The organism is Luteimonas sp. 9C, from assembly GCF_902506295.1.
Lineage (GTDB): Bacteria > Pseudomonadota > Gammaproteobacteria > Xanthomonadales > Xanthomonadaceae > Luteimonas.
Genome location: NZ_LR733312.1, coordinates 1,230,977 through 1,251,675, shown reverse-complemented (window position 1 = coordinate 1,251,675; position 20,699 = coordinate 1,230,977). Strand labels below are relative to the sequence as shown.

16 protein-coding genes and 1 tRNA gene are annotated in these 20,699 nt (G+C 68.1%); 11 read left to right on the top strand and 6 right to left on the bottom strand.

Features of this window, described 5'->3' with window-relative positions; translation table 11 throughout:
• Positions 1-109: 109 nt before the first annotated feature.
• Entirely contained in the window at positions 110-520 is a 411-nt protein-coding gene (locus CURTO8I2_RS05580; protein ID WP_159679380.1) for a thioesterase family protein, read from the bottom strand.
• Positions 517-3,594 carry an excinuclease ABC subunit UvrA gene (gene uvrA, locus CURTO8I2_RS05575; protein WP_159679378.1) on the bottom strand — a complete coding sequence of 1,026 codons (3,078 nt, stop codon included), beginning with the start codon at positions 3,592-3,594 and terminating at the stop codon, positions 517-519. Before uvrA ends, CURTO8I2_RS05580 begins: the two co-directional genes overlap by 4 nt.
• Before the next feature lie 396 nt (positions 3,595-3,990).
• On the opposite strand from uvrA, the gene rplU reads away from it, so the two are divergent.
• The 3 genes from rplU to cgtA all read left to right on the top strand — a co-directional run bounded on the left by rplU (position 3,991) and on the right by cgtA (position 5,840).
• Positions 3,991-4,308 (top strand): 50S ribosomal protein L21, encoded by a 318-nt coding sequence (gene rplU, locus CURTO8I2_RS05570; protein ID WP_159679376.1) that lies wholly within the window; start codon positions 3,991-3,993, stop codon positions 4,306-4,308.
• 12 nt (positions 4,309-4,320) lie between these two features.
• Positions 4,321-4,581 (top strand): 50S ribosomal protein L27, encoded by a 261-nt coding sequence (gene rpmA / locus CURTO8I2_RS05565; protein WP_159679374.1) that lies wholly within the window; start codon positions 4,321-4,323, stop codon positions 4,579-4,581.
• Between the two features lie 218 nt (positions 4,582-4,799).
• A complete protein-coding gene (gene cgtA / locus CURTO8I2_RS05560; RefSeq protein WP_159679372.1) occupies positions 4,800-5,840 on the top strand; it encodes an Obg family GTPase CgtA in 1,041 nt (346 codons plus the stop codon).
• A 531-nt stretch (positions 5,841-6,371) separates the two neighbouring features.
• Here the strand turns inward: cgtA and rpsT are convergent.
• Positions 6,372-6,644, bottom strand: coding sequence for a 30S ribosomal protein S20 (gene rpsT / locus CURTO8I2_RS05555; RefSeq protein ID WP_159679369.1), 273 nt, complete (start codon positions 6,642-6,644; stop codon positions 6,372-6,374).
• Between the two features lie 179 nt (positions 6,645-6,823).
• On the opposite strand from rpsT, the gene murJ reads away from it, so the two are divergent.
• The 8 genes from murJ (at position 6,824) to CURTO8I2_RS05515 (ending at position 16,333) form a co-directional block, all read left to right on the top strand.
• Positions 6,824-8,368, top strand: a complete 1,545-nt coding sequence (murJ, locus tag CURTO8I2_RS05550; RefSeq protein ID WP_255475801.1) for a murein biosynthesis integral membrane protein MurJ — start codon at positions 6,824-6,826, stop codon at positions 8,366-8,368.
• A gap of 112 nt (positions 8,369-8,480) precedes the next feature.
• Positions 8,481-9,452 (top strand): bifunctional riboflavin kinase/FAD synthetase, encoded by a 972-nt coding sequence (locus CURTO8I2_RS05545; protein ID WP_159679367.1) that lies wholly within the window; start codon positions 8,481-8,483, stop codon positions 9,450-9,452.
• A 65-nt stretch (positions 9,453-9,517) separates the two neighbouring features.
• Positions 9,518-12,334, top strand: a complete 2,817-nt coding sequence (ileS, locus tag CURTO8I2_RS05540; protein ID WP_236551122.1) for an isoleucine--tRNA ligase — start codon at positions 9,518-9,520, stop codon at positions 12,332-12,334.
• Positions 12,334-12,825, top strand: a complete 492-nt coding sequence (lspA, locus tag CURTO8I2_RS05535; RefSeq protein WP_159679362.1) for a signal peptidase II — start codon at positions 12,334-12,336, stop codon at positions 12,823-12,825. The genes ileS and lspA overlap by 1 nt, the downstream gene beginning before the upstream one ends.
• Before the next feature lie 294 nt (positions 12,826-13,119).
• The gene (gene ispH, locus CURTO8I2_RS05530) at positions 13,120-14,070 is read left to right on the top strand and encodes a 4-hydroxy-3-methylbut-2-enyl diphosphate reductase (RefSeq protein WP_159679360.1); all 951 of its coding nucleotides are present in this window, start codon (positions 13,120-13,122) and stop codon (positions 14,068-14,070) included.
• A 36-nt stretch (positions 14,071-14,106) separates the two neighbouring features.
• Positions 14,107-14,182, top strand: a tRNA-Thr gene (locus CURTO8I2_RS05525).
• Between the two features lie 167 nt (positions 14,183-14,349).
• Entirely contained in the window at positions 14,350-15,738 is a 1,389-nt protein-coding gene (gene radA, locus CURTO8I2_RS05520; RefSeq protein ID WP_159679358.1) for a DNA repair protein RadA, read from the top strand.
• Between the two features lie 25 nt (positions 15,739-15,763).
• Positions 15,764-16,333 (top strand): hypothetical protein, encoded by a 570-nt coding sequence (locus tag CURTO8I2_RS05515; protein ID WP_159679356.1) that lies wholly within the window; start codon positions 15,764-15,766, stop codon positions 16,331-16,333.
• A gap of 70 nt (positions 16,334-16,403) precedes the next feature.
• Here the strand turns inward: CURTO8I2_RS05515 and CURTO8I2_RS05510 are convergent, their stop codons facing one another.
• From CURTO8I2_RS05510 to CURTO8I2_RS05500, 3 genes are read right to left on the bottom strand one after another with little or no spacing between them, the layout of a single operon-like run.
• Positions 16,404-17,978, bottom strand: coding sequence for a DHA2 family efflux MFS transporter permease subunit (locus tag CURTO8I2_RS05510; RefSeq protein ID WP_159679354.1), 1,575 nt, complete (start codon positions 17,976-17,978; stop codon positions 16,404-16,406).
• A gap of 22 nt (positions 17,979-18,000) precedes the next feature.
• Positions 18,001-19,200 carry an efflux RND transporter periplasmic adaptor subunit gene (locus CURTO8I2_RS05505; protein ID WP_159679352.1) on the bottom strand — a complete coding sequence of 400 codons (1,200 nt, stop codon included), beginning with the start codon at positions 19,198-19,200 and terminating at the stop codon, positions 18,001-18,003.
• Positions 19,197-20,699, bottom strand: coding sequence for an efflux transporter outer membrane subunit (locus CURTO8I2_RS05500; RefSeq protein ID WP_159679350.1), 1,503 nt, complete (start codon positions 20,697-20,699; stop codon positions 19,197-19,199). Before CURTO8I2_RS05500 ends, CURTO8I2_RS05505 begins: the two co-directional genes overlap by 4 nt.

Below are 20,699 nucleotides of genomic sequence, written 5' to 3'. Positions count from 1 at the left end.
CGTCGGCTCCATGCGAGAAGGTTCCGCATGGTAGCGGCAGCGCGATGCCCGGGCCGTCGACCGGCGCCGGACCCGCAGCGCGCCTGCGGGCCACGCCGATCGCACCGGATCAGCCCGCAGCCAGCGCCTTCGCGCGAACCGGCCCGGGCAACGCCGTCGGGCGCCCCGTGCGGCGGTCGATCCAGACGATGACCACGTGGCCGTCGGCGTACAGCGTATCGCCATCGTCGGACACGATGCGGTGACCGATGGTCACGCTGGAATTGCCGAGACGGTCCGCCAGCAGTTCGACGACGATCTTCGCCGGGTAGGGGATCGGCACCTTGTAGTTCATCTGCACCGCGGCGAGCAGCGGCGCGGTCTCGTCGGTGACCCAGGGCTCGCCCACCGTGTCGAACCAGCGGATGCGGGCCTCTTCGAGGTAGGTCATGAAGTTGGAATTGTTGACGTGGTTGAACGCGTCGAGATCGCGCCAGCGCAGCTCGATCGGCATCCGGATCAGCACCTTCGACGTACTCATGCCTTGGCTCCCTTCTTCTTCGTCGCCTGTTTCGATGCGGTCTTCTTCGTGGTCGTCCGCGTCGCGTCGCCCGCCTCCGGATCGGCCTGTTTCGAGCCGGCCTTCATCAGTTCCGCGCGCACCTTCGCGTCGGCCTCGGCGGCCTTCGTGGATGCGCCCTTGCGTGGCAGGGGCTTGGGCAGGTGCGTGGTCGACTTGCGCGCGAACTTGCGTTCCGGCTTTGGCGCCGCCGGCTCCGGCAGCTTCGCGTCGAGCAGGCGCGCGAGGAACTGGCCGGTATGCGACTGCGGCATCGCCGCGACCTGTTCGGGCGTGCCTTCGGCGATGATCTGGCCGCCGCGATGGCCGCCTTCGGGGCCGAGATCGACGACCCAGTCCGCGGTCTTGATCACGTCGAGGTTGTGCTCGATCACGACCACCGTATTGCCGTCGTCGCGCAGCTTGTGCAGCACGGCGAGCAGATGCTCGATGTCGTGGAAGTGCAGGCCGGTCGTCGGTTCGTCGAGGATGTAGAGCGTGCGGCCGGTGTCGCGCCGCGAGAGTTCCTTCGAGAGCTTGACGCGCTGCGCCTCGCCGCCCGACAGCGTCGTCGCGCTCTGGCCCAGCTTGACGTAGGCCAGGCCCACGTCGACCAGCGTTTCGAGCTTGCGCGCGATCGGCGGCAGGTTCTCGAACAGCCCCAGCGCGTCCTCGACCGTCATCTCCAGCACGTCGTGGATACTGTGGCCCTTGTAGAGGATCTCCAGCGTTTCGCGGTTGTAGCGCTTGCCGTGGCAGACGTCGCAGGGCACGTAGACGTCGGGCAGGAAGTGCATCTCCACCTTCAGCAGACCGTCGCCCTGGCAGGCCTCGCAGCGGCCGCCGCGCACGTTGAAGCTGAAGCGGCCGGCGGCGTAACCGCGCGAACGTGCTTCGGGCACCTGCGCGAAGAGTTCGCGCAACGGCGTGAACAGCCCGGTATAGGTCGCCGGATTCGAGCGCGGCGTGCGGCCGATCGGCGACTGGTCGATGTCGACCACCTTGTCGAACAGGTCCAAGCCTTCGATCTCGCGATACGGCGCCGCTTTGTGCGAGGCGCCGTTGATTTCGTTCGCCGCCAGCGAATGCAGCGTGTCGTTGATCAGCGTCGACTTGCCCGAGCCGGACACGCCGGTGATGGCAGTGAACAGGCCGGAATGGATCGTCAGATCGACATTCTTGAGATTGTGGCCGGACGCGCCCGAGAGCTTGAGCCGCATCTTCGGATTGGGCTTGTGGCGCTTGGCCGGAATCTCGATGCGCTTGCGGCCGCTGAGGTACTGGCCGGTCAGCGAACGCGGTGCCTTGAGCACGTCCTCGTAACTGCCTTGCGCGACGACTTCACCACCGTGCACGCCCGCACCGGGTCCGATGTCGACGATGTGATCGGCCAGGCGGATCGCGTCCTCGTCGTGCTCGACCACGATGACGGTGTTGCCCAGATCGCGCAGCCGCGTCAGCGTGCCGAGCAGGCGCTCGTTGTCGCGCTGGTGCAGGCCGATCGACGGTTCGTCGAGGACGTACATCACGCCCACCAGGCCCGCGCCGATCTGCGATGCCAGGCGGATGCGCTGCGCCTCGCCGCCCGACAGCGTGTCGGCCTTGCGCTCCAGGGTGAGGTAATCCAGGCCCACGTCGACGAGGAAGCTCAGGCGCTCGGCGATTTCCTTGACGATCTTGGTCGCGATCTCGCCGCGCCAGCCCGGCAGTTCCATCGTGTTGAAGAACGTCAGTGCCTCGTCGATGGGCAGCACGACCAGCGACTGCATCGGCCTGTCGGCGACGAACACGTTGCGCGCCGACCGGTTGAGACGCGCGCCGCCGCAATCGGGGCACGGACGCTCGCTGATGTACTTGCCCAGTTCCTCGCGTACTGCAGACGACTCGGTCTCGCGGTAGCGACGTTCGAGGTTCGGCACGATGCCTTCGAAGCGGTGCTTGCGCTGGGTGCGCGCGCCCGAATCGGTGATGTAGGTGAAGTTGATCGTCTCGGTGCCGCTGCCGAACAGCACCGCGTCGCGCGAGGCCTGCGGCAGTTCCTGCCACGGCGTGTCGACGTCGAAGCCGTAGTGCTTGGCCAGCGACTGCAGCAGCTGGAAGTAATACGCGTTGCGACGATCCCACCCGCGCACGGCGCCGGCAGCGAGCGACAGTTCCGGATGCACGACCACGCGATCGGGATCGAAGAACTCGCTGACGCCCAGGCCGTCGCAGGTCTGGCAGGCGCCGATCGGCGAGTTGAACGAGAACAGGCGCGGCTCGAGTTCGGGCAGCGCGTAATCGCAGACCGGACAGCTGTACTTGGACGAGAACAGGTGCGGCGCGATCGACGCATCGTCGATCGCCTGCACCGAGACCATGCCTTCGCCGAGCTTGAGCGCGGTCTCGAAGGATTCGGCCAGACGCTGCTTCATGTCGTCGCGGACCTTGAAGCGGTCGATCACGGCCTCGATCGTGTGCTTCTGGCGCAGCGCCAGCGTGGGCAGGCCGTCGATCTCGTAGAGCGCGCCATCGACGCGCACGCGCACGTAGCCCTGCGCACGCAACTGCTCGAACACCTGGGCGTGTTCGCCCTTGCGCTCGCGCACGACAGGCGCGAGCAGCATCCAGCGCTGCTCGGGATCGAGCGTCAGCACGTGGTCGACCATCTGGCTGACCGTCTGCGCTTCCAGCGGATAGCCGTGATCCGGACAGCGCGGACTGCCGACGCGTGCGTAGAGCAGGCGCAGGTAGTCATAGATCTCGGTGATCGTGCCGACCGTCGAACGCGGATTGTGCGAGGTCGACTTCTGCTCGATCGAGATCGCCGGCGACAGCCCCTCGATGTGATCGATGTCGGGCTTCTCCATCACGCTGAGGAACTGGCGTGCATAGGAGGACAGCGACTCGACGTAGCGACGCTGGCCTTCGGCATAGATCGTGTCGAACGCAAGCGACGACTTGCCCGAACCCGACAGGCCGGTGATGACGATCAGCTGGTCGCGCGGCAGGTCGAGATCGATGTTCTTGAGATTGTGGGTACGGGCACCGCGAATGCGGATGGTGTCCATCGCCATCGGCGTCAGATCCAGGTTGTGGAACAGGGGGGAGGCAGCACGGTCGACGCAGGCCGCGGAACGGCCAATCGGTCAGACTACCGAGCCGGTGATTTGGGGGCAAATCCCGGAAACGCCAGCGTAGCGGGAGTCTGTCTCATCCCGTGCGAACGGCATGTGGGCCGCGCGCATGACGGGGGTGCCGGCTGGACGCGGCGCGCGAATTCCCCGCGACGCGGAGCCGAATCCGGCGCGGTGCCGGTGCTCGGGGAGGCCAGGCGGACGCCACCGGGCGTCCGGGGCGAGCCGATTTGACCCTAATCCACTGAATCCCCTACAATTCCGCTCCTGTCCGCCCTCGATGGCGGCCAGGCACAAGAATAACTACAGAACCAACACCGATACGAGAGGCTCCACATGTACGCAGTACTGGTCACCGGCGGTAAGCAATACCGCGTGGCGCAGGGCGAAACGCTCCGCGTCGAGAAGCTCGAAGCCGAAGCCGGCAACGAGATCACGTTCGACAACGTCCTGATGCTCGGCGACAGCGACGGCATCAAGCTCGGCGACGCGCTCAAGGGCGCCAGCGTCACCGCCAAGGTCGTCGGCCATGGCCGCGCCGACAAGATCCGCATCATCAAGTTCCGTCGCCGCAAGCACCACATGAAGCGTCAGGGACACCGTCAGCACTACACCGAAATCGAGATCACCGGCATCGCCGGTGGCAGCAAGTAAGGAGCAGCAGGCATGGCACATAAAAAGGGCGTAGGTTCTTCGCGCAACGGCCGCGACTCCAACCCGAAGTACCTCGGCGTCAAGATCTACGGTGGCCAGGCCATCGAAGCCGGCAACATCATCGTGCGCCAGCGCGGCACCCAGTTCCATCCGGGCGCAGGCGTCGGCCTCGGCCGTGACCATACGCTGTTCGCGCTGGTCGACGGCAAGGTCAACTTCGCGACCAAGGGTCCGAAGAACCGCCGCACCGTCAGCGTGCTCGCCGAGGCCTGAGCCTCCCGCGACGCGTGATACCGGAAAGCCCCGCTTCGGCGGGGTTTTTCGTTGATGGCCACCCTGCGGTGGGCATCGTCCCTCCGCCCGGGGCGCCTGCGATGCGCGGCATCGCGCTGGTACCGCTCGGGTAAGCTGGCCGGCGACGTGCGTGGCATCCACCGCGCGTCCCGCGTCCGCGTTCCGCTTCTTTCCGTTCCGCTTTCCGGTTGCCTGTCATGAAACTCGTCGACGAAGTCGAAATCACTGTCACCGCCGGCAATGGCGGCAATGGCTGCGTCGGATTCCGGCGCGAAAAGTTCATTCCGCTCGGCGGCCCCGACGGTGGCGACGGTGGCAATGGCGGCAGCGTGCTGATCATCGCCGACGAGAACCTCAACACGCTGGTGGACTTCCGCCACCAGACGATGTTCCGCGCCGGGCGCGGCGAGAACGGCATGGGCCGGCAGATGTACGGCAAGGGTGGCGAAGACAGGATCATCGTCGTGCCGGTCGGCACGGTCGTGCACAACGTCATGACCGACGAGGTGATCGGCGACCTGACAGAACACGGCCAGAGCCTGCTGGTCGCGCGCGGCGGGCAGGGCGGTCTGGGCAACATGCACTTCAAGAGCTCGACCAACCGCTCGCCGCGGCAGTCCACGCCGGGCGAGCAGGGCGAAGAGCGCACCTTGCGCCTGGAGCTCAAGCTGCTGGCGGACATCGGGCTGCTCGGATTCCCGAACGCCGGCAAGAGCACGCTGATCCGCGCGGTCTCGGCGGCGACGCCGAAGGTCGCGGACTATCCGTTCACCACGCTGTATCCGAATCTCGGCGTGGTCAGCGTGGAGCCGGCGCGCAGCTTCGTCATTGCCGACATTCCGGGTCTGATCGAAGGCGCGGCCGATGGTGCCGGTCTCGGCGCGCTGTTCCTGCGCCACATCCAGCGCACCCGCCTCTTGCTGCACCTAGTGGAGATCGCGCCGCTCGACGGCAGTGACGCGGTGGACCAGGTGTGCGCGATCGAGCGCGAGCTCGAGAAGTTCGACACCGCGCTGCTCGACAAGCCGCGCTGGCTCCTGATCAACAAGGCCGACACGCTGATGCCCGAAGAGGCCGAAGCGGAGGCTGCGCGCATCATCGACACGCTCGGCTGGACAGCGCCGTGGTTCCTCATCTCCGGTCTTGCACACGACGGCACGCGCGAAGTCATGCTGAAGGTGCAGGCGGCGCTCGACGACATGGACCGCGAAGCGCGCGAGGCGGCCGACGCCGTCTGAGGCGCGTACGCGGGTCGCGATCGACGCTGCCCGCGACACTGCGTGTGTCGTGTCGTTCCCGGCGCCCCAGTGCGGCCCCGGCGTTGTGACCTGCAATGGCAGCATCCGGATGCGGCGCGTCTGGATCATCCCGTATCCCACGCAGCCGGCTGCGCACCACCGGGTCGGCGCCGCTGCCTGGGTTGCCGTGCAGGTGGGTTCGGCGGTATGCGCCTGGTCGGTGCTGGTCTGCAATATGCCGCGGCGCAAGCGCACTGATATCGCGCCCACGGCTGCGTGCCCGCTACGCGAAAGTGCAGGTGTGCGATCCGTCCAGATGCCGCCGCAGACCAGTCGGCCGCGGCAAAGACCTTACAGTCGCGCCCGGGCGCGTGAACGCCGGAGAGACAGAGGACATGCGCGCGGCACACGCCTGCATGTGGCACCGCGTTCGCGGGCGCACAGTGCGGGGGCGAGCGGGACCGGGCCAACAAAAAACCCGGCCGACGGCCGGGCTTTCTCGCATCGACCGCCGAAGCGGCCGGGCAGGGATCAGGCAGCGGCCTTGATCGCCTTGATGCGTGCGGTCAGGCGGCTCTTGTGACGGGCTGCCTTATTCTTGTGGATCAGACCGCGCGAGCTGAAACGGTCGAGGATCGGCTGGGCGACGTTGAACGCCTCCTGTGCGCCGGCGGCGTCGTTGGACTCGAGCGCCTTGAGCACTTTCTTGACGGCGGTGCGGAGCTGCGAGCGCTGGGCGGAGTTGCGCGCATTGCGCACAACGGTCTGCTTGGCGCGCTTCTTGGCGGACTTGATGTTTGCCACGATGGATTCCTGGAAGCTGGACGTGTGAAAATCCGGCTTGGCCGGACGAACTGGAAATTTGAGCAGGAAATTATGGGTGTTTCAGATACTTGCGTCAACCGGCCCGGCCTGAACGGCGCCGCCTGGTGACGGCGCCCGATCCGGCGGCCGCCAGCCCGGCCCCGAAGAAGCGTGGCGGACTGCTGCGTTCGAGCGCGGTGTTCAGCGCGATGACCCTGATCTCGCGGATCGCCGGCTTCGCCCGCGACATGCTGCAGGCCACCCTGTTCGGCACCGGCGGTGCGATGAGTGCCTTCATTGTCGCCTATCGCATCCCGAATTTCCTGCGCCGCGTGTTCGCCGAAGGCTCCATGGCAATGGCGTTCGTGCCGGTGCTCAACGAGATCAAGGAACGGGGCGACCGCGCCGCGCTGAAATCCTTCATCGATCACATGGCCGGCGCGCTCTGCGCGGTGGTGCTGGTGGTCTGTGCGCTGGGCATGTTGCTGGCGCCGCTGATCGCGCGCCTGTTCGCGCCCGGCTGGGCGGATCAGCCGGAGTTGCTGGGCCAGACCGCGCAGATGCTGCGCATCACGTTCCCGTATCTGCTCTTCATCTCGCTGATGTCGCTGTCGGCATCGATCCTCAACAGTCACGGCAAGTTCGCGCTGCCGGCATTCACCCCGGTGCTGCACAACCTGACGATGATCGCGGCCATGCTGTGGCTGGCGCCGCGTTTCGAGCTGCCGCCGCAGGGCCTGGCCTGGGGCGTGCTGATCGCCGGCTTACTGCAGCTTGCGCTGCTGTGGCCCGCACTCGGTCGGCTCGGGTTGCGCCCGCGCTTCCGACCCGGCTTTCGCCATCCGGAAGTCCGCAAGGTCGGCCGGCTGATGCTGCCGACGCTGTTCTCCTCGTCCGTCGCCCAGGTCAATCTGATCGTCGGCACAGCTTTCGCATCGCTGCTGGCGGCCGGCAGCGTGGACTGGCTGTACTACTCCGATCGCCTGATCGAATTTCCGCTCGGCCTGTTCGGCGTGGCGCTGGGCACCGTGATCCTGCCGCATCTGTCGCGGCGGCACGCGGCCGAGGATGCGACGGGCTACAACCAGTCGCTGGACTGGGGGCTGCGCATGGCGCTGCTGGCCGGCGTGCCGGCAGGCCTGGGCCTGCTGCTGCTGGCCGAGCCGATCACCGCGACCGTCTACAACTACGGAGCCTTCGGCGCTGGCGACACGCGCATGGCGGCGATCAGCCTCACCGCGATGAGCCTGGGCGTGCCGGCCTTCATGCTCAGCAAGGTACTGGCCCCGGCGTTCTACGCGCGGCAGGACACGAAAACACCCATGCGCGCGGCGATCTGGACGGTCGCGGCCAACGTGGTGCTGACGATCGTGCTGACCACGCCGCTGTGGCTGTACGACGTCCCCGGCGCGCACGGCGGCATCGCGCTGGCCACGGCGCTGGCGGGTGTGGTCAATGCGGCGCTGCTGTGGCGGTATCTCCGTCAGCGCGGGATCTTCACGCCCGAGCCCGGCTGGGCGACCTACGCGCTGCGGCTGGCCTGCGCCTGCGCGGCGATGGCGGTCGTGGTGCTGGCGCTGCGGTTCTGGATCGGCGCGTGGACCGACATCCAGGGCGCGCTGCACCGCATCGGCTGGCTGGTGCTGGTGATCGGCGCAGGCGGCGCGACCTACGTCGTCGCGATGGTGGCGCAGGGCCTGCGGCCGCGGCACCTGCGCCACTGAGCCTGGCGTGGATGTGGCCGCCGGACCCGGACCGGAGCGGGGGGCGGCTATACTTGCCGGTCACTTTTTTCCCTGCGGGCGCGCAGCGCCGCACCCGCCGCAACGGACTTACATGAGCAGGCTGTTCCGCGACATCGCCGGCGGGCCCCTCTGTGCCGACGGCAGCGTGGTCTGCATCGGCGCATTCGACGGGCTGCATCTCGGGCACCAGGCGCTGGTGCGGCACGCGGTCGCGCGTGCGCGGATGCTGGGCGTCGACGCGGCCGCACTGAGTTTCGAACCGCTGCCGCGCGAGTTCTTCGCTGCCGCATCGCCGCCGCCGCGGCTTGGCCCGGTGCGGGCGAAATTCGAAGGCCTGCGCGGCCTGGGCGCCGACGTGGTCGGCCTGCTGCGCTTCGATGCGCGCATGGCGGCGATGTCGCCCGAAGCATTCGTCGATGCGGTGCTGGTGCAGCGCCTGCGTGCGCGCGAGGTCTGGGTCGGCCCGGGGTTCCGCTTCGGCCACAAGCGCGCCGGTGACCTGGCGACGCTGCAGGCACTGGGTCGCGAGGCAGGCTTCATTGCCGGCGAGATCGAGCCGCTGGTCGTCGACGGCGAGCGGGTGTCGAGCACCCATATCCGCACCGCGCTGGTCGCGGGTGATTTCGAACACGCCGCGCGTCTGCTCGGACGCCCCTACGCGGTGTCCGGACGCGTGGTGCGTGGCCAGCAGCTCGGCCGCACGCTGGGCTATCCGACCGCGAACCTGCGCTTCGGCGGCAAGGTGCCGGCGCTGCGTGGCATCTACGCCACGCGCGTGCACGGCATCGGTGACACCCCGAGGCCGTCGGTGTCGAGCTTCGGCACGCGACCGACCGTCGGCGGCGTCGAGCCGCTGCTCGAAGCGCACCTGTTCGATTTCGACGGCGATCTCTATGGCCGCCGCATCGAAGTGGAATTCGTCGCGCGGCTGCGCGACGAGGAAAAGTTCGACGACCTGCCGAGCCTGGTCGCGCAGATGGATCTCGATGCCGCACAGGCCCGGGCCGTCCTCGCCGCGGCGCCTTCCCCCCGATACGAAACGTCAACACAGGACGACGCGTGAGCGCAGACGCCAGCAACTCCAACCCCTACAAGTCGACGATCCATCTGCCGGCGACCGACTTTCCGATGCGTGGCGATCTGCCCAAGCGCGAGCCGGCGATGCTGGCGCGCTGGGAAGAGGAAGGCCTGTACGCGCAGCTGCGCGACCATGCGCGCGGACGTCCGCAGTTCATGCTGCACGACGGCCCGCCGTACGCGAACGGCTCGATCCATCTGGGTCATGCGGTCAACAAGATCCTCAAGGACATCATCGTCAAGTCCAAGGGCATGGCGGGTTTCGATGCGCCCTACATCCCGGGCTGGGATTGCCACGGCCTGCCGATCGAGATCGCGATCGAGAAGAAATGGGGCAAGGTCGGCGTCAAGCTCGATGCGGTCGAATTCCGGCAGAAGTGCCGCGAATACGCGAACGAGCAGATCGACATCCAGCGGCGCGACTTCAAGCGCCTCGGTGTGCTCGGCGACTGGGACAACCCCTATCGCACGCTCGACTTCCGTTTCGAGGCCGACGAGATGCGCGCGCTGGCCAAGGTCGTCGACAACGGCCATCTGACCCGCGGCGTGAAGCCGGTGCACTGGTGCTTCGACTGCGGCTCGGCGCTGGCCGAGGCGGAAATCGAATACGCCGACAAGGTCTCGCCCGCGGTCGACGTCGCCTATGTCGCGCGTGATTCCGCCGCGTTCGCGCATGCGTTCGGCGCGACGCTGCCGAGCGATGTCGATGTGGCGCTGCCGATCTGGACCACCACGCCGTGGACGCTGCCGGCATCGCTCGCGATCTCGCTGGGCGCCGACCTCGAATACACGCTGGTCGAAGGCCCGGTCGCGCTGGACGGGCGCCGGCGCTGGCTGGTGCTGGCCGATGCATTGGCCGAATCCGCGTTGCGCCGCTACGGCGTCGAGGGCGATGTCGTCGTGCACGGTCGCGTCGCCGGGAGCGCGCTGGAACATCTGCTGCTCGCGCATCCGTTCTACGCCGAGCGCGACATCCCGGTGATCCTCGGCGACCACGTGTCGGCCGAAGACGGCACCGGCGCAGTGCACACCGCGCCCGGCCACGGCCAGGAGGACTACGTCGTCGGCAAGGCCTACGGCCTGCTCGATCGCTATTCCGCTGCACAGCTCAATCCGGTCGACGGCCGCGGCGTCTATCTGCCGTCGACGCCGCCGATCGGCGACACCGTGCTCGCCGGCCTGCACATCTGGAAGGCCAACGACGTCATCGTCGACGCGCTGCGCGCGCAGGGCAGCCTGCTCGCGTTCGCCAAGCTCGAGCACAGCTATCCGCATTGCTGGCGCCACAAGACGCCGATCGCGTTCCGCGCGACGCCGCAGTGGTTCATCTCGATGTCGCAGGCCAACCTGCGCAACGACGCTTTGGCCGCGATCAAGAACGTCACCTGGTATCCCGAATGGGGTCAGGCGCGCATCGCCGGTATGGTCGAAGGCCGTCCGGACTGGACGATCTCGCGCCAGCGCACCTGGGGTGTGCCGATCGCGCTGTTCGTGCACCGCGAGACCGGCGAGCCGCATCCGCGCAGCACCGAGCTGATGCGTCTGGTCGCCGATCGCGTGGAAGAACACGGCGTCGACATCTGGTACACGCTCGACGCGGCCGAACTGCTCGGCGACGACGCGGCGCACTACGACAGGATCACCGACATCCTCGATGTCTGGTTCGATTCGGGCGTGACCCATGAGGGCGTGCTGCTGGCGCGTGGGTACGACAAGCCGGCCGACCTGTATCTCGAAGGCTCCGACCAGCATCGCGGCTGGTTCCAGTCCTCGCTGCTGACCGGTGTCGCGATCGACAAGGCCGCGCCGTACCGGCAGTGCCTGACGCACGGCTTCACGGTCGACGAGCACGGCCGCAAGATGTCGAAGTCGCTCGGCAACGGCATCGAGCCGCAGGACATCATGAAGACGCTGGGGGCGGACATCCTGCGCCTGTGGATCGCCTCGGCCGACTACAGCAACGAGATGTCGCTGTCGCAGGAAATCCTCAAGCGCACCGCCGACGCCTACCGCCGCATCCGCAACACCGCGCGCTTCCTGCTCGGCAACCTGGCCGGCTTCGAGCCGGCGCGGGATCTCGTCGCGCCGCAGGAGATGGTCGCGCTGGACGGCTGGATCGTGCATCGCGCGGCCCAGCTGCAGGCGCGCATCGAAGACGCGTATGCGCGTTACGACTTCGCCGAAATCGTGCAGGCGCTGTCGAACTTCTGCAGCGTCGATCTGGGCTCGCTGTACCTGGACGTCACCAAGGACCGGCTGTACACGATGCCCGAGCACTCGCTCGGCCGTCGCAGCGCGCAGACCGCGATGTACCACGTCGCCGAAGCGTTCACCCGCTGGATCGCGCCCGTGCTGAGCTTCACCGCCGAAGAGCTGTGGAGCCATCTGCCTGCGCCGGCGGACGGCACCCGCGAGGCCAACGTGCAGTTCGCGACCTGGTACACGGGGCTGCGCGAACTCGGCGCCGATGCCGACTGGTCGGCACAGGATTTCGATCGCGTGCTGGAGCTGCGCGAGCGCGTGTCCAAGGTGCTCGAACCGATGCGCGCCAGTGGCGAGATCGGCGCGGCGCTCGACGCCGAGATCGAACTGCGCTGCGGCGTGTCGGACGCGAACTGGCTGTCGCCGGTCGTCGACGAGCTGCGTTTCCTGCTGATCAGTGGCGACGTGACCATCGTCGACGACCCCGCGGCCACCGCGATCGGCGTGACCGCGCGTGCGACGACCAAGCCCAAGTGCGTGCGCTGCTGGCAGCGCCGCGCCGATGTCGGCTCGCATGTCGAGCATCCCGAACTGTGCGGCCGCTGCGTGACGAACATCGCGACCGATGGCCGCGACAGCCAGGGCGAACTGAGGAGGTGGTTCTGATGGCCAAGGTGACGCCCAACGCCCTGCCGTGGCTGGTGCTGTCGGTGGTGGTGATCGCGCTCGACCAGCTGACCAAGTACTGGGTGCTGACCGCGCTGCCCGAGTACACCGCGATCCCGGTCATCGACGGCTTCTGGAACTGGTACCGCACCTACAACACCGGCGCGGCGTTCAGTTTTCTTGCCGATGCGGGTGGCTGGCAGAAGTGGTTCTTCACGATTCTCGCGATCGTGATCTGCGGCACGCTGACCTGGTGGCTGGCGAAGACCCCACGCCGCGACTGGCGCACCGCGCTGCCGTTCGCGCTGGTCATCGGCGGCGCGCTGGGCAATGTCATCGATCGCCAGATCCACGGCCACGTCGTCGATTTCATCCAGTGGCACTGGCAGGACCACTATTGGCCGGCGTTCAACCTTGCGGACGCCGCGATCGTGGGCGGCGCGATCGGCATCGCGCTGTTCGGATTTTTTCCGGCGAAGAAGAAGGTCTAAATCCTCGTTTCGGCGGAAATCTGAGCGATCCGGCTCAGCTTCCTCCGGGAAAGAGCCTGCCCCGGATTCAATCCGGGGCGATGCGCAGAGCGCGTTGAGTGAGGGCAGGGACTCTCGGGGGTGATCTGCCGATATTCTGATCGCGGATGGCTGAGGTCAGCACGGCATTTCTGCAGTTTTGCCCTCACTCCGTTCCCCTCTCTCCAGGAGAGAGGGGCGTCCGTGCCATGCGGGAGACACTTCGTCATGCCCGTTGCCGCTTCATTGCAGCGGCCTTCGGTAGACTACGGTTCTATGGACATCGTCCTCGCCAATCCCCGTGGTTTCTGCGCCGGCGTCGACCGCGCGATCGAGATCGTCAAGCGCGCGATCGAGACGCTCGGTGCGCCGATCTACGTGCGCCATGAAGTCGTGCACAACCGCTTCGTGGTCGAAGACCTGAAGCGCCGTGGCGCGATCTTCGTCGAAGAACTCGACGAAGTGCCCGACGGCGTGACCGTGATCTTCAGTGCGCACGGCGTGTCACAGGCCGTTCGCGAGGAAGCTGCCCGCCGAGATCTCAAAGTGTTCGACGCGACCTGCCCGCTGGTGACCAAGGTGCATCTGGAGGTCGCGCGCCATTGTCGCGCCGGCCGCGACGTGGTGCTGATCGGCCACGAGGGGCATCCCGAGGTCGAAGGCACGATGGGCCAGTGGCGCGCCGAGGCCGGTGCGGGCTCGATCTATCTCGTCGAGGACGAGGCCGACGTCGCCGCGCTGGTGGTCAACCAGCCCGGGAATCTCGCCTACACCACACAGACGACGCTGTCGGTCGACGACACCCGCGGCGTGATCGCGGCGCTGCGCGAGAAGTTTCCGGTCCTGGAAGGGCCGAAGAATGACGACATCTGCTACGCCACCCAGAACCGCCAGGACGCCGTGCGCGATCTCGCGCGCGAATGCGACCTGGTGCTGGTCGTCGGCTCCCCGAACAGCTCCAACTCCAACCGCCTGCGCGAGCTCGCCGAGCGCGACGGCGTCGAGGCCTATCTGATCGACGGCGCCGAGGAGATCGATCCGCGCTGGGTCGAAGGTCGTCGCCACATCGGCGTTACCGCCGGGGCATCGGCCCCGGACATCCTGGTGCAGGGCGTGCTCGACCGCCTGCGTGAACTCGGCGCCGACGGCCTACGCGAGCTGTCGGGCGAGCCCGAGAACATGGTCTTCGCCCTGCCCAAGGCGCTGCGCCTGCAACTGGTCGATTGACCGCAGGCGCCGCGCTCCCTAGAATTCGCGTCCCAAGCCGGAATAGCTCAGTTGGTAGAGCGGCGCATTCGTAATGCGTAGGTCGTAGGTTCGATTCCTATTTCCGGCACCAGGTTCACGAAAGAGGCGACCTCCGGGTCGCCTTTTTCGTGCACGGGTCTCGTGGTCCGGAGAAGTCGCCGTGCCGGTTCGGAAACAGCCGCGACCGCCACGCCGGGTCTCCAGTGCTGCGACGGTGCTCCGTTATGCTGCCGCGACTTCCGTTTCCGCAGGCACGCCGTGGCCAAGACCGCTTCCAAAGCCCGTACCGCGTTCGTCTGCAACGAGTGCGGCGCCGATTTCAACAAATGGCAGGGGCAGTGCAGCGCCTGCGGCGCGTGGGATTCGATCTCCGAGATCGTGCTCGAAAGCGCGGCCGCGGCGAGTTCGCCCGCGTCGCGGCGCAGCGGCTGGGCCGGCAAGCTCGACGCGCCCAGGGTCATGGCGCTCAAGGACGTGCAGCAGGGCGAGGACGTGCGGGTGTCGACCGGCATCGGCGAGTTCGATCGCGTGCTCGGTGGCGGTCTGGTCGAAGGCGCGGTGGTGCTGGTCGGCGGCGATCCGGGCATCGGCAAGTCGACGCTGCTGCTGCAGGCACTGGCGCAGATGGCCGGCACGCTGCCGGGCCTGTACGTCACCGGCGAGGAATCGCTGGCCCAGGTGGCGGGTCGCGCGGTGCGGCTCGGACTGTCGCTCGACGGTCTGCATGCGCTGGCAGAAACCGGCATCGAACGCATCCTGCAGCATGCCTCCGAGCTGCGGCCGAAGCTGATCATCGCCGACTCGATCCAGACGCTGTGGACCGAATCGCTGACCGCAGCGCCGGGCTCGGTGAGCCAGGTCCGCGAATCCGCCGCGCGATTGGTGCGCTACGCCAAGGAAACCGGCACTGCCGTTTTCCTTGTCGGTCACGTGACCAAGGAAGGCGGCATTGCCGGCCCGCGCGTGCTCGAGCACATGGTCGATGCGGTGCTGTATTTCGAGGGCGACAGCGGCAGTCGCTTCCGGGTCATGCGCGCGTTCAAGAACCGCTTCGGTGCGGTCAACGAACTCGGCGTGTTCGCGATGGGCGACAAGGGCTTGAAGGAAGTGCCGAACCCGTCGGCGATCTTCCTGTCCGGCGGCAGCACGCCGCAGCCCGGCAGCTGCGTGATGGTCACGCGCGAAGGCACGCGGCCGTTGCTGGTCGAAGTGCAGGCGCTGGTGGATGCGTCGCCCCTGTCGAATCCGCGCCGCGTCGCGGTCGGCATGGAAGGCAACCGCCTGGCGATGCTGCTGGCGGTGCTGCATCGCCACGGCGGCATCATGACCGGTGATCAGGACGTGTTCGTCAACGTCGTCGGCGGTATCCGCGTGCAGGAAACCGCGGCCGATCTGCCGGTGCTGCTGTCGGTGCTGTCGTCGCTGCGCGATGCGCCGCTGCCGGACAAGACCATCGCATTCGGCGAGGTCGGACTCAGTGGTGAGATCCGGCCCGTGCCCAATGGCGAGGAGCGCTTGCGCGAAGCCGCGACGCATGGTTTCAAGCGCGCGATCGTCGCCAAGGCGAACGCGCCGAAGACCGGCAGTTTCAAGGGCATGGAGGTCATCGGCGTCGAGCGCCTGGCCGAGGCGCTGGAACACATCTGAGGCACGTGCCGGCTAACATCCGGCGATGTCCCGACCCTCGATCACGGCGACCGCCGCGCGCGTCGTTTCCATCGCCCTGCATCCGTTCGGCGTGCTGGCAGCGCTCGCGGTGCTGGCCGCGTGGCGCGTCGATCCCGCATCGCTGACGCGCACCGGACTGGGCATCGGCGTGGCCATCGCGATAGTGTCTGTATTCATCTGGCAGCGTCGCCGCGGCGGGCACTGGGAAACCGTGGATGCATCGCGCCGGCAGGAACGACCGCTGCTGTACGCGCTCGCGCTGCTGGTCGCCGGTGCCTACTGGCTGTGGATGGGCGGCCGCGCATCGGCCACGTCGGGCGGTGTTCTCGCCGCGGTCTCGATGCTGTGCGTCGCCGGCATCGCCAACCGCTGGATCAAGCTGTCGCTGCACATGGCGAGCCTGGCGTTCGCCGGTATCGCCGCATGGCCGCTGTGGCCGGCGGCGGCCATCGTCGCGCTGGCCACACTGCCGCTGCTGGGATGGGCGCGATTGCGGATGGCGCGGCACACGCTGCCGGAAGTCGTCGGCGGCGCCGCGTTGGGGCTGGTGACGGGCGCGACACTGCTCTTGTAGGAGCGCTGGCGCGCGAGGGGGCCGCAACGGAAATAGCCCGCGCGCGCTCCCGAGAGGCTGCAGCCGCGGCTCAGTGTCCGCCGCTGGCAGCGCCGCCGGTCTTCGCCGCGAACGGCGGTTTCGCCATCCACACGAACGCGATAACCACGACAAACAGGATGCCGAGCAGGTGGAAGATCTCGTTGAAGCCGATCTGCGTGGCCTGCTGGGCGATCATCTGCTCGAGCAGCAGTGCGCCGCGCTGCAGATCTCCATTGCCGAGCGCGGTGACCGTCTGTTGCATCGCGGGGTCGTGCGCCGGGATGTGTTCGGTCAGCTGCGCGTGGTGGATGGTGCTGCGCTGGTTCCAGGCCCAGGTGGTGAGTGACGCGGCGAAACTGCCGCCCAGCGTGCGGCAGAACGTCGCCAGGCCCGAGCCCGCGGCGATCTCGTGCGGCTCCAGGTCCGACAGCAGGATGGTCAGCACGGGCATGAAGAACAGCGCGACGCCCAGGCCCATCCACAGCTGCACCATCGCCACGTGCTGGAAGTCGACGTCGAGGTTGAAGCCCGAGCGCAGGAAGCTGGTGAACGCCATCACCATGAAGGCGAAACTGGCCAGGATGCGCAGGTCGAACCGCGTCGCGTACTTGCCGACCAGTGGCGTGAGCAGCACGGGAAGAATGCCGATCGGCGCCGTCGCGAAGCCCGCCCAGATCGGCGTGTAGCCGAGGTTGCGCTGCAGCCACAGCGGCACCAGCAGACCGACGGCGAAGAACGCCGAATACCCGAGCACCATCGCGATCGTGCCGAAGGCGAAGTTGCGATGCCGGAACAGGCGCAGGTTGACGATCGGATCCTTCTCGGTGAGCTCCCAGATCAGGAACACCGCCAGGCCGATCACCGCGGTGATGCCGAGCCACACGATCTTGGTCGACTCGAACCAGTCCTCTTCGTTGCCGAGATCGAGCAGCGTCTGCAGCGCGCCGACGCCGATGATCAGCGTGACCAGGCCGACGTAGTCCATCTTCGGCGTCTCGAGCTTCTCCGGCCGGCCGCGCAACTGGCTGGCGACGACCAGACTGGCGAAGATGCCGATCGGGACGTTGATGAAGAAGATCCATTCCCAGCTGTAGTTGTCGGTGATCCAGCCGCCGAGGATCGGTCCGCAGATCGGCGCGACCACGGTCACCATGGCGAGCAACGCGATCGCCTGTCCGCGCTTGGCGGGTGGATAGATCGAGATCAGCAGCGCCTGGGTGACCGGATACATCGGGCCGGCGACGAAGCCCTGGATCGCGCGCGCGGCGACCAGGAAGCCCATGCTCGATGCGAGGCCGCACAGCAGCGACGCGACGACGAAGGCGAACGTCGCCCAGACGAACAACTTGCGCTCGCCGAAGCGCCGCGTCATGTAACCGGTCAGCGGCAGCGCGATCGCATTGCTGACCGCGAACGACGTGATCACCCAGGTCGCCTGGTTGGCACTCGCGCCCAGGTTGCCGGCGATCGTCGGCAGCGAGACGTTGGCGATCGTGATGTCGAGTACCTGCATGAACGACGCCAGCGCGAGGCCGATCGTCGTCAGCGCGAGGTTCGGCGGACGGAACACAGGTGGCGCGGCCGGGGCGGGAGCGCCCGGCGCGTCGGCGGTGGTCGTGGACATGAGCGGCTCGGCGGGCGGCGGATCAGCGACGGGCGACGGCGGACGCCGGCAGGTTCTGCGCGATGGTGCGTTCGATCAGCGCATCGGCCTGCGCCAGCTGTTCGGCGTAGGCGTCGGTGGACAGCAGCGGCGTACTGCGCGGCGCGTCCACGGAAGCCAGCACGGCGCCGTCCTGGTCACGCACTTCGACGTCGACGTGCATCGACAAGCCGAGCCGCAGCGGATGGGCGACGACCTGCTTCGGGTCGAGTTCGATCCGCACCGGGACGCGCTGCACGATCTTGATCCAGTTGCCGCTGGCGTTCTGCGCCGGCAGCAACGAGAACGCGCTGCCGGTGCCCATGCCGAGGCTCGCGACCCGGCCGTCGTAGCGCACGTCGCTGCCGTAGAGATCGGCGTGCACTTCGACCGGCTGGCCGATGCGCATTTTGGTGAGCTGGGTTTCCTTGAAGTTCGCTTCGATCCACACCTGCTCCAGCGGCACGATCGTCATCAGCGCATTGCCCGGCGCCACGCGCTGGCCGAGCTGCACCTCGCGCTTGGCCACATGGCCGGACACCGGGGCGACGATCGCCATGCGCTGCAGGTTGAGCCACGCCTGGCGCAGCTGGCCGGCGGCGGCCTGCACCTGCGGCTGGCTGGCGACTTCGGTCGCATCCACCAGCGCGCGGCTGCGCGACAGCTGGCCCTGCGCACCCGACAGCGCGGCTTCGGCGCCGGCCAGCAGGTCGCGTGCATGCGCGAGTTCCTCACGCGACACCGCGCCGCTGGCGACCAGCCCTTCGCGACGATTCACGTCCTCGCGCGCCTGGCGCACCGCGACCTGGCGCGCGGCGAGATCGGCCTGGCCGGATTCGACGCTGCTGTAGAGCCCGCGCACCTGGCGCACGGTGCCGGCGAGATTCGCGACGGCCTGATCAAAGGCCACCTGTGCGTCGTTGGGGTCGAGATGCACCAGCGCCTGGCCGGCTTCGACGCGCATGCCTTCGTCGGCGTCGATCGAGACGACCGTGCCCATCGTCTGCGGCACGATGCTGACGACATTGCCCTGCACGTAGGCATCGTCGGTGTCCTGGTGCCAGCGCGCGACCAGCAGATACCACGCGGCCCAGCCGATGCCGGCAATGATGGCCACAGCGGCGAGGATCAGAAGCGCGCGGCGGCGCTTGCCGTTCTTCTGCGGCGCGGCGGTGGTGGCAGCGGAAGTGGATTCGGAACTCATGGCGTGGTCGCCCCGGCAAGGTCAGGTGTGGAAGAGATGGGTGCGGTGGGGACGAGGCCACCGCCGAGCGCGCGGTCGAGATCGACCGCAGCGCCGAGACGCTGCGCGCGCAGGACCGCGAGCTGCTGTTCGAGCTGGAACAGCGGACGCTGCGCGGCGAGCACGTCGAGCTGGTTGCCGAGGCCCGCGTCGTAACGAGTGTCGGCCAGTTCGAATGCCTGGCGCGCGGCTTCGGCGGCCTCGCCGACGGTCGCGATCTGGGCATCGAACGCGCGTGCCGACTGCAGGGCGTCGGTCACGTCGCGCAGGCCCGTCACCAGCGTCTGGTTATAGCTGGCGACCGCGAGGTCGTAATCGGCGTCGCGCTGCGACAGGCCGGCGCGCAGACGGCCGCCATCGAAGATCGGCAGGCTGATCGCCGGACCGCCGAGGCCGAGCACGGCGTCACTGCCGAACAGGTCCGACAGGTTGCCGGCGGCCAGGCCGACCAGCGCGCTGAGATTGACGCTCGGTTTGAACGCGGCTTGGGCCGCATCGACGCCACGCGCGGCGGCTTCGACCCGCCAGCGCGCGGCGACGACGTCGGCGCGATGGCCCAGCAGTTCGCTCGGCAGCACCGCCGGCACTGTCGGCGCGGGCGCTTCCAGCAGCCGCGGACGCGCGATGTCGAGGCCCCGGTCCGGACCTTTGCCGAGCAGTGCGGCGAGTGCGTTGCGCAGCGCGTCGATCTGCTGCTGCGCGGCCTGCGCCTGCTGGCCGGCGATGCCGATCGAGGCGTCGGCGTTGCGCAGCTGCAACTGGTTGTCGAGGCCGGCTTCGACGCGCTGCGCGGCGAGGTCGCGCAGTCGGCTCGCGCGCGCCTGTTCGCGCGCGGCGACGCTCTGCGTGTCGAAGGCCTGCGCCAGCGCGATGTAGGTGCGTGCGACGTTCGCAGACAGCGTGAGCCGCGCGGCCTGTGCATCGACGTCCGCGGCACGCGCCTGGCCCGCCGCGGCTTCGAACGCGGCGCGCTGTCCACCCCACAGGTCCGGCGCCCACGCGAAGTTCAGGGTCAGCGCATTGCTGGCCTTGAAGTCACCCCCCAGCGGCTCGGGCACGAGGGTGGCCGGCAGTTGCACGCCGGTGACGCGCGCGCCGGCGCCGAGGGTCGGATTGCGTTGCGCGTCGGCGACCGCGGCCTGCGCACGCGCGCTGCGGGCACGTGCATCCGCAGCGGCCAGCGACGGGCTGTCGCGCAAGGCTTCGTCGATCAGCGCATCGAGCTGCGGGTCCGCGAACGCGGTCCACCAGTCGGCCTGCGGAAAGTCGGCGTCGCTCAGCGACGCGCCGCCCAGACTGCGCCCGGTGGCGAGTGTGTCGGCATCGGTGGCGATCCCCTGCGGCGCGAGTCCGCGACTGCTCGCGCAACCGGCGAGCAGCAGCGCGGCTGCAAGCGCGGCGACGATCGGCAATGCGGCGGCCGGCGCCCGGTGCGGGGCGCGCGTCGTGGAAAGAGGCAT